The organism is Halorubrum rutilum, assembly GCF_024494565.1.
Genome location: NZ_JANHDN010000010.1, coordinates 1 through 13,673 on the forward strand (window position 1 = coordinate 1; position 13,673 = coordinate 13,673).

Annotated in this window: 11 protein-coding genes and 1 pseudogene; 3 read left to right on the forward strand and 9 right to left on the reverse strand. The window is 56.9% G+C overall.

What is annotated here, in order from left to right:
• Positions 1-237 (forward strand): hypothetical protein (locus NO900_RS16200; protein ID WP_256410066.1); only part of this gene is annotated, 237 nt, incomplete at its 5' end.
• 183 nt (positions 238-420) lie between these two features.
• Here the strand turns inward: NO900_RS16200 and NO900_RS16205 are convergent.
• Both NO900_RS16205 and NO900_RS16210 read right to left on the reverse strand, forming a co-directional pair.
• Positions 421-2,514, reverse strand: coding sequence for a S8 family serine peptidase (locus NO900_RS16205; protein ID WP_256410067.1), 2,094 nt, complete (start codon positions 2,512-2,514; stop codon positions 421-423).
• A gap of 119 nt (positions 2,515-2,633) precedes the next feature.
• A complete protein-coding gene (locus NO900_RS16210; protein ID WP_256410068.1) occupies positions 2,634-4,382 on the reverse strand; it encodes a hypothetical protein in 1,749 nt (582 codons plus the stop codon).
• A gap of 78 nt (positions 4,383-4,460) precedes the next feature.
• Here NO900_RS16210 and NO900_RS16215 point away from each other — a divergent pair, with 78 nt between their 5' ends.
• Entirely contained in the window at positions 4,461-4,688 is a 228-nt protein-coding gene (locus tag NO900_RS16215) for a hypothetical protein (protein ID WP_256410069.1), read from the forward strand.
• A gap of 84 nt (positions 4,689-4,772) precedes the next feature.
• Here NO900_RS16215 and NO900_RS16220 read toward each other — a convergent pair whose 3' ends face one another.
• From NO900_RS16220 to NO900_RS16245, 6 genes are all read right to left on the reverse strand, one after another.
• Positions 4,773-9,221, reverse strand: a complete 4,449-nt coding sequence (locus NO900_RS16220) for a beta strand repeat-containing protein (RefSeq protein WP_256410070.1) — start codon at positions 9,219-9,221, stop codon at positions 4,773-4,775.
• A 60-nt stretch (positions 9,222-9,281) separates the two neighbouring features.
• Complete coding sequence (locus NO900_RS16225; RefSeq protein ID WP_256410071.1) at positions 9,282-9,461, reverse strand: hypothetical protein; 180 nt, start codon at positions 9,459-9,461, stop codon at positions 9,282-9,284.
• Between the two features lie 254 nt (positions 9,462-9,715).
• Positions 9,716-10,015, reverse strand: coding sequence for a type II toxin-antitoxin system RelE family toxin (locus NO900_RS16230; RefSeq protein WP_256410072.1), 300 nt, complete (start codon positions 10,013-10,015; stop codon positions 9,716-9,718).
• 10 nt (positions 10,016-10,025) lie between these two features.
• Positions 10,026-10,298: a ribbon-helix-helix domain-containing protein gene (locus NO900_RS16235; RefSeq protein ID WP_256410073.1), complete on the reverse strand. Its 273-nt coding sequence runs from the start codon at positions 10,296-10,298 to the stop codon at positions 10,026-10,028.
• A gap of 350 nt (positions 10,299-10,648) precedes the next feature.
• A complete protein-coding gene (locus NO900_RS16240; RefSeq protein WP_256410074.1) occupies positions 10,649-11,200 on the reverse strand; it encodes a hypothetical protein in 552 nt (183 codons plus the stop codon).
• A gap of 231 nt (positions 11,201-11,431) precedes the next feature.
• Positions 11,432-11,569, reverse strand: a complete 138-nt coding sequence (locus NO900_RS16245) for a hypothetical protein (protein WP_256410075.1) — start codon at positions 11,567-11,569, stop codon at positions 11,432-11,434.
• Between the two features lie 435 nt (positions 11,570-12,004).
• On the opposite strand from NO900_RS16245, the gene NO900_RS16250 reads away from it, so the two are divergent.
• Entirely contained in the window at positions 12,005-13,177 is a 1,173-nt protein-coding gene (locus tag NO900_RS16250) for a COG1361 family protein (RefSeq protein WP_256410076.1), read from the forward strand.
• A gap of 126 nt (positions 13,178-13,303) precedes the next feature.
• Here NO900_RS16250 and NO900_RS16255 read toward each other — a convergent pair.
• Positions 13,304-13,669 (reverse strand): annotated as a pseudogene (locus tag NO900_RS16255) (zinc ribbon domain-containing protein); the annotation flags it as partial.
• Positions 13,670-13,673: the final 4 nt, after the last annotated feature.

A 13,673-nucleotide genomic window follows, 5' to 3' on the forward strand; every position in this document is an offset into this window, starting at 1 on the left:
ATTCCCACCTTGATCGGTGGTGGTTTGATTCCCACCTTGATCGGTGGTGGTTTGATTCCCACCTTGATCGGTGGTGGTTTGATTCCCACCTTGATCGGTGGTGGTTTGATTCCCACCTTGATCGGTGATCGGAACCGTCGCGCTTGCTGTCTCTGTGCTAACGTGAGCGCCAATGAGTGGCAGACTCACGAGACAGAGCACAACCACAAGGAGTCTGAGAGAGCGATAATCAGATGACTGCACGTGAATACTCTCACGACGGGTGGCAACCATACTAATTATTTCGCATTCAGTCTGCTCACGAATCACAGGTCTGTCTGTTCTGCTGTCCACAACCATGAGGTCGGCTGTGGAAATAGGCGCTGGGCTCCCACCACCCTCAACGGAGCGATCGAACGGATCGGAGTCCGATCTGGTCGTTCACGATTGTCCGTACGCAGTGACAACGTCACCGAGTTCGGCAGCAGAGAGGTTATTCTGACCATATGCGGTGACGGCGTCACCAAGCTCGGCAGCCGTGATTGACCCATCGCCGTCAGTGTCGTATCTCCCTGCCGTGCCGTCAAGCGGTGAGGTGACCGTCCGAAACTCCGTATCCCCACCGATCTCAATTGTCGTGTCTGGCCCGTTCGTAGCTGTGCCGGCAATCGTTACTGCTGTCCCGTTTGTCTCAGGCGCGGTCACCTGATACGTTATTGTGACGTTTGTCCCGTCGCTGAGTGCGGTTGCACGGATCGCCGTGGTCACGCCTGTTTCGTCGGCGGCACTAGCCGTCAGGTCGGTGGGCGTAGCTGGCTCGCCATCAATCCGCACTGCTTCGATCTCGGCCCCGCCAACTGTCGGCGTGAAGCTCTCGCTCACCCCAAGATTCGCGCTCCCATTACCTACTGTTACGTCTGTGGTAACCGTTACGTTCCCTCCCGGCGTGGGGTTTTCACCGATGGCCCGAGTTGCCTGGAACGTCGCGTCGCTGTCAGTTGTGTTTTCGGTGAGCTGGGCCGTGACCGCGGTCGCATTCACGACGCCGGCCCCCGACTCGGTGTCACGTCCCGATGGACCAACATCCACTGCGGTTGTGTCCAGTGCCGACGCCAGTGTATCAGCCGTCACGTCAGGGCCACCGGCATCGGCCGCTAGGGCGGCCACCCCGGCCACCTGAGGCGCAGCTGCTGATGTCCCAGTAAATACCGTGTTACGGACCTCCACGTTCGTGTAGCCCGCCACGTCAACGACATCCTCTTCAGCGTCGTTCGGGCCGACCGAACTGTATGACGCGATCTGCTCATTATCACGACGGTACGCCGCGACACTCACAACTGATGGGACATCCGCCGGCGGCTTGACGGATGACCGAGCGACCGGGTCCTCAATCGTCGGTGCTCCGAACACGGTGATTTCGAGTTCGTCATCGGCTGGACCACCGGTGTGTTGAACAACCAGGTCGATCGGCTGCTGGGGAACGTTCGTCCTGATCCGCTCGAAGCGCTCATCAGGCTCCGATATGATCGTGGTTGAGCCAACTAGGTACTCCTCTCTAACCGGATTATAGAGATAAACCCGGTAGCTGCTGTCGTCACCGTCGGCATCCCAATGAAGATTCACCTGTAGACTGCCACTGAAAACCGTCTCACAGTTCGGGACGCAGGCCGTCTCGTCAGCCGGATCGAACTCATGGAGGCCATCACCATCAGTATCGGTATACTCACCCTGCCAGTGTCGTTGGCGGTCATTTCCCGCACTGTTGATCACAAGAATTCCGTCCGCCCGCGTCTGATCGACATCGTCGGTCAGCGGATGGTCGCCGTCATCGTCGAAGCCTGGAAAGGAGAGTGGCGCCACAACAACATCAACATCTTGCTCACGGAAATACTGGAGCGCGGCCGCAAAATCCGTCGCTGTCTGAATCGTCGCAAGTGAGAGCTGTGCGTCTGGTGCTGTTTTCACCACCGTCGCAGCAGCGTTCGTCCCGTGGTCTGTGGATCCGGTGGCGGCGAACTGCTCGGTGTTAGCAACGTTCTCCGCAATCGCCGGATCTGTGGGATCGAAGCCACCATCGATCACGCCGACAGTGACATTGTCCCCGGTGATCCCCTGCTCGTGGAGGCCACTCACCCCGAGCGTGTCAGCTGCCCCAGGCCCCGAAACATCAGCAGGTTCTGCCGACTGAGCGAGATGGACCTCACTCACCCACGAGAGGTTTCGAACTGCAGATATCTGGTCGGGCGTCGTCGTTAGCTCCACTTGCGTCTCCACCTGCGTTCCAACAGTGCCGTACGCTTCGAGCTCCTCGATGTCCATGGCAGTACTGTTGGTGGCGACGACGGTGTACTGTTGTGACTCGTCACTAACCTCCGTCTCAACTGCCGATGTCGTCGTGTCGGCTGGCGGTGAGATATTTGCGTTCTCCGGCCGCTCTGCCTCCTGTGAGAGTACTGGTGCTACAGCCGCCACGCTGACGGCCACTACCACCACGACAACCACAAGAGCAAGACGAGACCGGCTGAGCGAATTCATTATCAGTATCATCAATGCCGTCGCAAAAGTATTACGGGAAAAACACATCTGCGGTGCGTGACTGCAAATCCTCATACGCTACCGCTCATGATTCCTCCATTTTCAGGCAGAGGAGAATGTCAAGACTGACCGAACGCCGTGACGACCTCACCAAGCTCACTGGCTGTCAAGTCTCCCTCTCCAAACGCCGTAACGGCGTCGCCAAGGTCATTGGCCGTAACTTCTCCGTCATCGCCGCTGTAGCGGGCGACGACTGACTCAAACTCGTCGATCATTTGTTGTCGGTGAAACGCGAGAATATCGTTGGTCACTGAAGGGGGAGTCTCATGTCCGACTCCATCGTACACACTGAACTCGGCTGCAGCCCCGACATTCTCAAAGATGTCGCGACTCGTTGCGAACCGCTCGTCAACCTGCTCCCAGCCAAAAACATCCACGAGAAGCTGCTGTCGCCGGTCTCCCCAGGCGTTATAGCTCTTCGCGTGGATATACTCATTATCGAGATCTGATTTGTCGGGATTCCCTTGATCTTCGCCGCCAATATACCGGTACTGATCGATATCAAGCCACGCTTGCTTCTTAAACGCTGTCCCGGTAAGCTCAGCGAGGTCTGCTGTCCCTACCGGCCACGGAAGCGTGGTGGTGTCAGGATCGGTTCGCACAGGGATCGCTTCATCTAGCTGTGCCTGCGGGATCGTGGCGAATCCGTTCCCACCACTTGAGACTGCGTTGACCCGATCAGGATGCAGAATCGTGAACTGGTCGTTGAACCGGCCGCTGTTTGAGAACCCGTACAGCTGGACCGTGTCTGCGACAGTGTATGGTTCATCATTAAGTCGGCTTCGAGCGTCATCGATCATCGCGAGCAACTGCTGATCAAGCCGGTCGTACGGCGGTTCCGCGTTGCGGAGCGAATTCTGATCGAGCAGTTCGAATGAACCGTCTGGGGGACTGCTCGGAAGCAGCGCAACCACAGCAGGCGTATTCAACTCATCCGCGATTGCGCGGCCACGCCCTGACTGGATCTCTGCCCGCCCATCCGCAATCTGTTGATCGCGTGGTTCTGTTCCCGCTCGCAGTACGACACCGACGACCAACGGTCGGGTCTCAATGCTGTCTAAGACCTGATCCCCGCTGTTCTGTACCGTCTCCGCTGGAGGCGTATACAGGAAATACGGGAACCGGAACCCGGCCTCCGAATCCGCGCTAATTAATTCGAAGTTGTACGTATACTGCTGTGGATTCGATACCGTGACCTCAATCTCGGTCGCGTCGGTCACCGTGATTGTCCGGAGCGATTGTACTTGATTGGGATCTGCTGGTGATTGCACCTCAATTTCCGTTTCGCCGGCGAGTTCGACACCCCGACCGGCCGCATCGAAGTAGGTGACGTACCCATCAGCATCGGTAGTGAACCGGCCTGGCGGGAGTCCCGTTCCGTTTGCAGCCCGAAAATTGACCGGGAGACTTTCGATGGGGTTGCCCTCCGTATCAACACACTGTATCAGTGTTCGGTATCCTTCGGGTAGTACAAGCTCCCTGATATCTCCATCCGTCGTAATCTCAATATTGTCAAACGAATAGATGGCTGGAATCTGGTTTCGTTCTCCGCTCTCATCGATAGTCGTCACTCTGTATGTCCCAACGGTAAGTGACAGCTCGATGCCCCCATCTGCGCCGACCGTATACTCGATCTGCTCTCCCGTCTCGACATTGCTGAACTGGATCACGGTCCCATCAACGCTTGTGTCTGCCTCTGAGCTGAGGCGCCCTGTAGCTGTGACCTCCTCTTGTCCAGCCGCGGTTCTAACGGTCGTAGCCAGCACCCCAACCGCCCCGGCAAGACAAAACTGACGGCGAGTTACCATGTCACATGATACTGAATCTTCCCACTAATATTGTGGGTTGCGCTGAAACTCTCGAATTAGTTGCCGACACGTCTCTCGATGGAGGTCAAACTCCTCACGGTGGAGGTCGGACGGCTCACGCCGACGCAGGGCGACCGCACGCGGCTGTGGACCCACAAGAAAGATCGGCTTGGAGACAGCCCGTGCGGCGCCACAACGCTGTCGGCTGGGACGCTGACGCGGGCATTCGCGAATACGCGACGCTGTTCGCAAGACGAGCAGTTCACGCCGAGCGAGCAGGCTGTTGAGCCGCTCTCGACAGTGTAGTCACTGAGTCATGAAGCCGTCCAAAAAATGGAGCCGCAAGCCGCAGCCGCACTGCAAGGAACCCGTGTGGGAGCGGGTGGTTAGTTACGACTGACCGAACGCGTTGACGACGTCACCGAGTTCGGCAGCGGTCAGGTTGCCCTGGCCGAACGCATTGACGGCGTCACCGAGTTCGCTGGCGGTGATGGTGCCGTCACCATCATCGTCGAACTCGCCAGCCGCACCGTCAAGCGGCGAGTCGGTCGGAGCGACGACCTCTGCGTCGACAGTGAGTTCGTCATTGTCGGACGCGAACACGTGAGTGTAGTTACCCGTGTCGAGACCGGCCGTCGCGCTGGCCGGCACCTCGAAGGTGATCTCCGTCGAGTTGCCCGCGTCGAGGGAGACCTCCTGACTGGCCGAGAGCTGGCTGATGCCAGTCTCGTCCTCGAGATCGTACGTGATATCCTGCGTGGTCGCAGCGTCACCGACGTTGGTGACGTTCAGCGTTGCGCTGAAGGACTCGTTCTGGGTGATGGTCGTCGGACCCTCAACCAGGTCGAGCGTGAGGTTGGCCGCTGCCGGCTCAACCGTACTAATCTCGACGTTGTCCGCGTTGTTGTTGGAGCCGTCGATGCCGGTCACGGTGAACGTTTCACCGGCCGTCTCGGCGGTCACCGTCAGCGTGGCCTGACCGTTCGCGTCAGTGTTCGTGTCAGCGCTGACACGCTCGACGCCAGCGGCCTGGTTGTTATCGATCGACCAGCTGATGTCGCCGTCTGTGAGACTCCGCGGAACGGGGTTCCCGTCGCTGTCGACCAGCTGAAGGGTCACGTTCGCGGTGGTCTCGCCGTCAGCGGCGAGGTTGGTCGTGTCTGTGGTCACGTTGACATCGGCAACGGCGCCCGAGAACTGCTGGACGGCCGAGCCACTGTCAACGGCGTCCTCAGTGTTGACCGCCTGGATCTCGTAGTCACCGGGCGTATCACTCTGAGGAACGATGCTATCAGTACCGAACGTCGCGGTACTCCCATCTCCGTCAGTACCGTCTGGCACAAGCAGCGGACTGACTGCGCTTAACTGACCGTTCACCGCGTTTTGTCCAAGAGATTCCTCACTGCCAGCAGTGTCAATCAGGGTGTCGGGCCCGTCAACGACGAAGGTCGTACTACCCGGATTGACATTGGATTGACCGGCAAGGTCATCATCAAGAACGGCCACAAGCACCAGCGCACCTTCGCCACCAGTGGCGTCAGCGGGCGGTGCGGTCGGATCCGTGACGACAACCATGCGGTCCTGCGGAAGCTCCGTGTAGGAGCTCGTCAACCACGGCCGGAGTTCAGCGTCTGTCCGGGCGAGGTTGTCAGTGTTGCTGACAAGGATATCAGCATCTGCGCCAGTTTCTTCAGTGATGGTCGGGCCATCTTCGCTACCCCACCAGTTGGCCTTTGCGCTGAAGGCGGCACTGGCGTCAGCAAATTCAACACCCACCTCGTTGCTAACGATATCGTTGAAGTGGATGACGTGGTCGTTGTCACCAGTATCCTGGATGTTCACGCCGAGGGTATTCCCAGCGATCTCGTTCCGGACAAGCTGCACCGACTCTCCAAGCCCACTCTGGAGCGTAACACCGGTTTCGCTCCCGGTGATGACGCTGTCTTGGACCGTAGCCGAGCCAGTAACGCCACTGACTGTGATGCCTGTGGCGTAGTTGGAGACCGTAACGTTACTCACTTCAGTCGTATCGCCCTCACTATCAGAGATCGTGATTCCGACTCGGTCCGTAGTGCCAGCCCCTTCAAGTGTGCTGTTGAGGAGCTGGGCATCCGCACCGCCACTAATCGTAACGTCAGACTGGGCACTATCAGTAGTTGACTGGAAGGTAAATCCGTCAACCTCGTGACCGCTGTCGATAGCGAGGATTGTGGATTCCGCGTCGGTAGTCAGCACCGTCTCATCTGCCGAGCCGGTCGAAACTACGTTCGCGCCCGCATTATCTCCAGTTCCGACTCCAGACTCAACGTAGGTTCCGGGGCGGACCTGCACGTAGTCTCCGGCAGTACTACCGGTTACACCCACATCACCAACACCGCCCCCAACAGTCCCGTAAATCCGCTGGGTGTTAACGAGGCTATTGGTGAAGTCATCCTCTTCGTTACTGGTGATGTAGACGAAGCTATTGAATTCGTTGTCAGACTCGAGCGCCTCAGCTCCGTTGGAAGCACCATCACCAGCTCCAACGTCAGCGTCAAAGTCGATGTGAACGTCGTTATTGTCGAAGGTATTGTCCTGGACAGTCGCTCCGGTACCTTCGTCTGCAATCACGAGACCGATGCTGTCATGATTGCTCGTCGTCAGCCCGGAAATATCGTTCTCGGTTACTTCGACGCTGTCACCTTGGTCCGTTGAATCAACACTGATCCCGGTGAGCGTGGTACCAACGGTGCTACTGTCGTCAGCTCCGAGAATCGTATTACCCGAGACTACAAGTGACTGAACCGTGTTCGCGGTGGCCGTGATTCCCGTGCCGTAATTCACACCGACAATTTCGTTGTCAGTGATTTCGACGGCCGCACCGTCATCATTCACACCAGCGAGATCGATCCCGGTGAAAGCACTCGAGACGGTGCCATTGATGGTATTGCTATCGACGGTGACAGTCGCGTCCTCACCGACGAGGTTGTCACCGAGATCAATGGCGTTGTAGTCGTCATTACTCGGATCAACTGCCTCGAACCCATTGTTGCTGAGTTCAATATCGTTGATCGTACTGGCACCAGTCAGGTCCACCACGGTGTCGCCACCAGCCGCTTCGAAGTCAACGTTCGAAACGGTCAGACCGTTCAGGGTCCCGAGATTGTCACCCGAGCCTTCAGCTATCGTGCCCTCACTGTTACTGTTGTCATCGTTAATGAGGGTCAGCCCATCAATCGTCACATCGGACACGGTGTCAGTGTCGGTGTTAGTACCAAGCTGGACGCTCGGTCCACCGCTGCTACTTGCGAGAGTCACATTCGTCGTATCGGCACCAGCACCCTGCACAGTGACAGCATCCGGCTGTGCGCCGATACGGAGTTGGCTGGTCTGCGTGAAGTCGCCTTCACTCAGCTCAATCGTGTATTCACCAGATGTGGTGACTTCAGGAGTGACACCGACGTCACCATCAGCAAAGGCGCTTCCAGCTAGTGTGTCACCACCAATTCCGAGGATGAGGCCTCCAGCTTGACCGCGCACGGTCTGGCCGTCCTCGTCGACAGTGACAGCCGTCTGATCGAATTCATTGTTTTGGAAGATTGCGCTCAGATCTAGCGACGGATCTCCGGTGACATCACCGTATTGGGAAGCTATGTCACTAATGTGGTAGCTGTTACTCTCGAAGGTGTTTCCGCTGAAGTCAGCAACATTACGGAACGCACCACTCTCGGACGTCTGTACCGCGTCATTCAGGTTCGTGAATGTGTTGCCCGTGACAGTGAGCTCAAGACCCTCATCACTGTCGACAATCTGGACACCATCGACGGACTGGTCATTACCCTCGAAAGTGTTGTCCTCGAGAGTCAGCGCGTCGTCAGCACCGCCACCGACATCTGCATCTATAAACGGTGCGCCGGGGTCGGTGAAGTTACTCCCGGAGACAGTCAGCTGAGCATCATCGTTCACCACAATCGCGTCGTTGGCATTGCCAGCCTGATCGAAGGTGATGTCACTGACCTCGACGCCGTCATTATCCGTTTGGAGAGTCGGAGCAGCGCCGTTGTTCTCGAAGGTAACATCCGCACCATCAGCCGTGATACGCGTGTTGTCCGCGTTGATGTCAAGCGCAGTATCGATGGTGTACGTGCCTGAACCAGGACGGATCTCAATCTGATCCGAAGCTTCCCCGTCAAGATCAGTGGGGTTGTTTGCCTCATCGATTGCGTTGCTCAGGCTACTCTCGGTGACGACGGTCCCAGTGTCAATGTTCTCGACCTCAACCGTGGCAATCGAGAATGTGGGCGTCTGGGAGATTGCAGCGGTTTCGAAGTTCGTGTTGAAGTCACCGCTGTTTCCATCGTCCACACGGATCGTATACCGTAGCCCTGAGGCGGTCGACACACCGCTGGTGCCAATGCCGCTCAGTTCAAGCGAATCGATGACAATGTTACCACTACCATCATCAGTCACAACGAGTTGGATTTCCTCATCCTCAGCGTCGACGTTTTGGAAATTAACAGTCCCAGTCCCGGCGTTAACATCCGAGATGGTGACATCACTCAGATCTGCCCCCGCGTTTTCAAGCTCACTGAGGCTGATCCTTATGGCGTCTTGATCTCCGCTAGCCGACAGACCAGTAATGTCGATATTATTGCCTGAGTCCGCAACCAGCTTCTGGGACGTGTCGGCGTTGTTGCCAGCGATATCAACAGGACTGCCGCTCCCGCTTTCCGCAAACGACTGTGCTGCCGCCGTTCCAGCGAACGCGGCACCTCCAATAGCCACCATGGAGGTGACCATCACGAACGCGAAGAAGACGGCACCGAACTTCTCGCGGATATTCTTTTGACCGCCTGTCATGCGATTCCTCCGTCCGTATACCCGAACGACCGGGCTTGCTTATCTACCATTATAAGTTGGTTACGCAGTGTCATCCTCGAGCTCGACATGGTCCCGAAGGATCTCCTCGAGCTTTTCGGAGACGTTTTTGCCTTCACTCACGGCCTCGGCGCGCACTTGCCGCCACACCTGGCGGTCGACCTCGATTGTCGTCCGCGCCATCGGGCCGTTGCTATCCTCGTTTGTCATTGCTTCACTCATACCGCTATCATCCGGCTATCATTTTTGTGGTAGTTCAGTGTAGCCTGTCGGCACGCTACGACTTGCACGTCGGGCGCACCTGTGTTAATGCTAACGGTGACGCGAACGTGTGCCGCAAGCAACATATGAGGGAAATAGAGCGGCTGTACCTCGCAATTCGTTACCGTGACTCCCTATTCATGTGAGTCGATCACACGGGCTCTGAGAATCAGTCGGCATCCTCGTCTTTCTCCTTTGCCACGTCGTGTCGCCTCCTACTCGTCGTCTCTCCAGCTCCCCCACACTTCTCGGTACTTGCCGAGTTCGCGGTACTCCTTCTTCCGCTCGAAGGCGTCGATGGCGTAGATCACCTCGTTGTCCTTGTCCCAATCGATCAGCACGCGAAAGTCGCCGACGCGAAGCTTGTAGCCGGGATGGTTCTTCAACCGGTCAAGGAAATGGTCCGGAAAGTCGCCGATGTCCTCCAGCTTGGTGATGATCCGCTCGGCGTCCTCCGTCTCAAACTGTTCCAGCGTTTCGACCAACGTCTCTGTCAGAACGATCTCGTGAGCCACCGTTTAGCCCTCAGTCGTCGATGCCGAGGCGTTCGCGGGCCTCGTCCGTGGACATCGTCCGCCCCGCTGCAACGTCCGCGTAGCCCTCCGAGACGCCCTCCTGCGCGCCGGGCGTCAGAATCGGCTCCGTGGTATCGCGCAGAACCTCACGGATGAACTCCGAGCGGTTGGTGTAATTCAATTCCTCAGCCAGTTCGTCGATTTCTTCGAGAAGCCGCTTCGGGACTTTGACGTTCAATTTGACCATGTCTCCGTCGCCGTTGTCGCTCGCGTCCGTACTCATAATGCGTGGTATGCGGGTGGTACTCAAAGAACTGTCGCTCAGTCGTCGCGCGGATCGGCGACCGCCCGGTGGAGACCGCGAAGAACGGCCTCCAGCGGGTCGGCTCACACTCCCGATACGGCTTCGGAGAGCTTCGAGTGAAGCCCGTCGAACCCCGGTCAGACCAGTGTAAGAACTCAGAGAAGAACGGCGAAACAACGGAGTGAGAAATCCGACTGATGACAGGCGAATCGGCGACTAAACATCACGCGGTTCCGTGAATAAAAAATCGTATTCACAACAACTGCTAACTGGCCATCAAACACCAGAATAAAGAAATCGTATTACCAACAACTGTCAACCGTCAACTGTTAGAGGGTGCTTTGTTCGAAGATGCGCTTGGTATCGTCGTGTGGCGTGGTGTCGTCAGCCTCGGCGAGTTGCTCCCGGCCGGCCGCGGTCAGCCGCCAGTGATTTGTTTTCTGGCTATCGTCGCGCTCGACGAGCTCGTCGTCGTGCATTCTTATCAGCCGGACGCGAATCGTCGATTTCGCGTATGGGAGCGCATCGTACAGCATGCTCGTCGGCGTCCACTCGGCTTCATAAATCGCAATCTCGTGGAGGATGGTGTTCGGGTTAAGGCTGGTCTGGCGTCCGGCGAAGTACTCTTCGAGATCCACCTTTTCGATCGGCGGGAGATCGGCCTCGTCAACTACGGCGCGACCAGCATCAGTCAGCCACCACCTGAAATCGCGTTGTGGGGGTTCCTCGTGCTCGACGTAGGTGCCATCAAACCGTCGCAAGCGCATGTAGGCGCCCTTGTATGAGGTTGGGAGGTGCTCGGCAATCTCACGTGTACCCGCCGGGCCAAGCCAGTCGAGGACCCAACAGAACTCGGCTTCGGTGACGAGAGAATAAGACATGCTACATGATACCACCGGCTGACTGATAACGCTATCGGCGAGAAACACGCTTCTGGCCGGCGAGCGAGCGTGTCTCCGCCGCGAGCGGCTTTTATTTCTGGATTTTGTATGCGCGTTCGCATGGCGCGCTCGCGAGAAGGAAGATGTTGAGGCGAGCGAGTAGCTTTGCTTTCTGCTTCGCCCACGTGCGCGGCCTCTCGCTCTCACATAAGGCGCTGGCTACCGCTCCCGTCATTCGTCGACCGCCTCGATATCGACCGAGAAGGTGACACCCCACGAGTAGTGGACGCCGATCGTGCCGTCGTGATCGGTCATCGGCCTCTTCGTCGTGCCACAGCCCGGACAGTCGACAGCGAAAGTTTCGGCCATACGGGCTGTCTATCCCAAATCGAAAAGAGCGTGTAGGATCGTTCTCTATTGTTACGAAGCGAAGTATTTTGCCACGTGGTGTGATACTGTCTTCTGCTGGCACCCACCTCCGAGATGGAACGAGACATGTCACGCACACGCGGCAGCCCATGAGGGCCCGGGTGCCAGCCCCCTGCTGTAGGGGCTCTCTGGTATGATGGCAACTAGTTACGACTCCAACTGCGAACAGAGGGATGTCGTGTCGCAGTACTTCGAAGAGCGATTCGTCCGGTCGGAAGTGGACCGCTCAGACGGCTGAATCCCATCTCGGTCGCTCATGGCAGAATCCCAAGACGGAACGACATCAACACTGTGATACACATATGTATTGTATTATTTCAAAACTGTCAGATGTCACCTAATGTTTAAGCCACGGTAGTGTCACATGGAGTTGAGATGAGACTAATTGTGATCACTCTCCTGGTGATTGTCGCTACAGTGAGCGGCGGTGTCGTGGCTGCTGACGGTGCAGCTATTGAGACGAGCAGCGACATGAACAGTGTTCAAGATGCTAATGCCGTCTCTGAAACGCAGTCCCTACAGGAAACTACCGGAGCGAGAGAAACAACGACTTCTCGTGATCTGAGCGGTTCCAGCTGGGATCTCGCTCTCGGAAACGGCGCGCTAGTTGCCGACACAGCGAATCAAACCGCTGGCAACAACAGTTCAAGTAGTGAGCCCGCTGCTGAACGCACACTGAGCTCTGACCAGGTCGTCCCTGGTGGGGAGGTAACCGTTACTGTGGAGGCGGAGGCACAAGGTGACACGTTTACCGTCTCTGAGAACTTCAATCCGACTGTTGATGACGCGTCGATCGAGTCAATTACTGTTAATGGAGACCCGCCGATCCCCATTGCGAGCGCAGCAGATTCAACTGGTGCAACCGTCGCGCTTGATGGACTGAATCTCGGTGACAATATTGTCATCGAATACCGTATTGGAGTGTCTACTGATGCAGAAGTTGGGACAAACTACTCAATCACAGGCGATGTCACAAATGATGGCGAAGCGTCCCTCGGTACTGATAAGATTGATGTGACAAAGTACGCTGTTGAGCGCAACCTGAGCTCCAATCAGGTGGCACCTGGCGGAGAACTGACGGTCACTACGCAAACGGAAGCGCGAGACAGTACGCTTACGATCAGTGAAGTAGTTACGCCTGCTGTCAACGAGACGGAAATTGAGTCAGTGACTGTCGGTGAAGATTCTGTCACGCCAGCAACTGAAACAGCAAATGCAACTGCTGTCACGGTCACAGTTGATGACCTCAATTCTAGTGATAGTGTTAGAGTGGAGTACACGCTGAATATCTCGACGGATGCAGACGTTGGAACGAACTACTCGATAACAGGCACGGTCGCAGACAGCAATATAGAAACGTCCACAAAAAGGACTGAATTTACTATCAAGGATGCATCACCACTCGACGGCGCTGCTGGCGAGTATGATGAGGACAATGACGGTGATGTAACTGCAAGTGAGTTGGGGAGCGCAGTCGCCGACTTTGGACAAGGAGACGTGTCTGCGAGTGAACTCGGTGAGGTTGTCACTGCGTTCGGTCAGTCATAGGTGTGTGAGTCGTGTTCCGGCGAGTGAGGGCGTGCGGCGCCCTCACCAATTGCGGCGAGAGATTTACGTTGACATCCTCCTCGCGCTAAACAGTAGTTGCCGAATCAAATCTTGTTCCGTAGTGAACTACCCCTGCCTACTCGCCGCCTTCGGCGGCTCCTTGAGGCAGGGGCTTCCTGTTTCCACGACGCGCTTTGCAGACACAACCGCAGTGTCCACAGCGAGCGCAGTCTCCACAGGCGGTAATTCGGAGTGTCCCACTCCTAGATCGGTGAGTCCGCGAGAAAGAATGTTCCACGCTGCGTTTGCGTCTCTGTCCGCCTTGAAGCCACAGGCAAGACAGGAGTGCTCACGCACCCACAGAGGTTTATCGGTTTCGACGCCACACTGGGCGCACTCTTTGGTGGTTCCTTCGGGTTCAACTTCCGCGAAATACGTGGCTTCCCGCTCGCACTTCGTTTCGAGCATGTCGGTGAAGATATTCCATGCTGCTAAC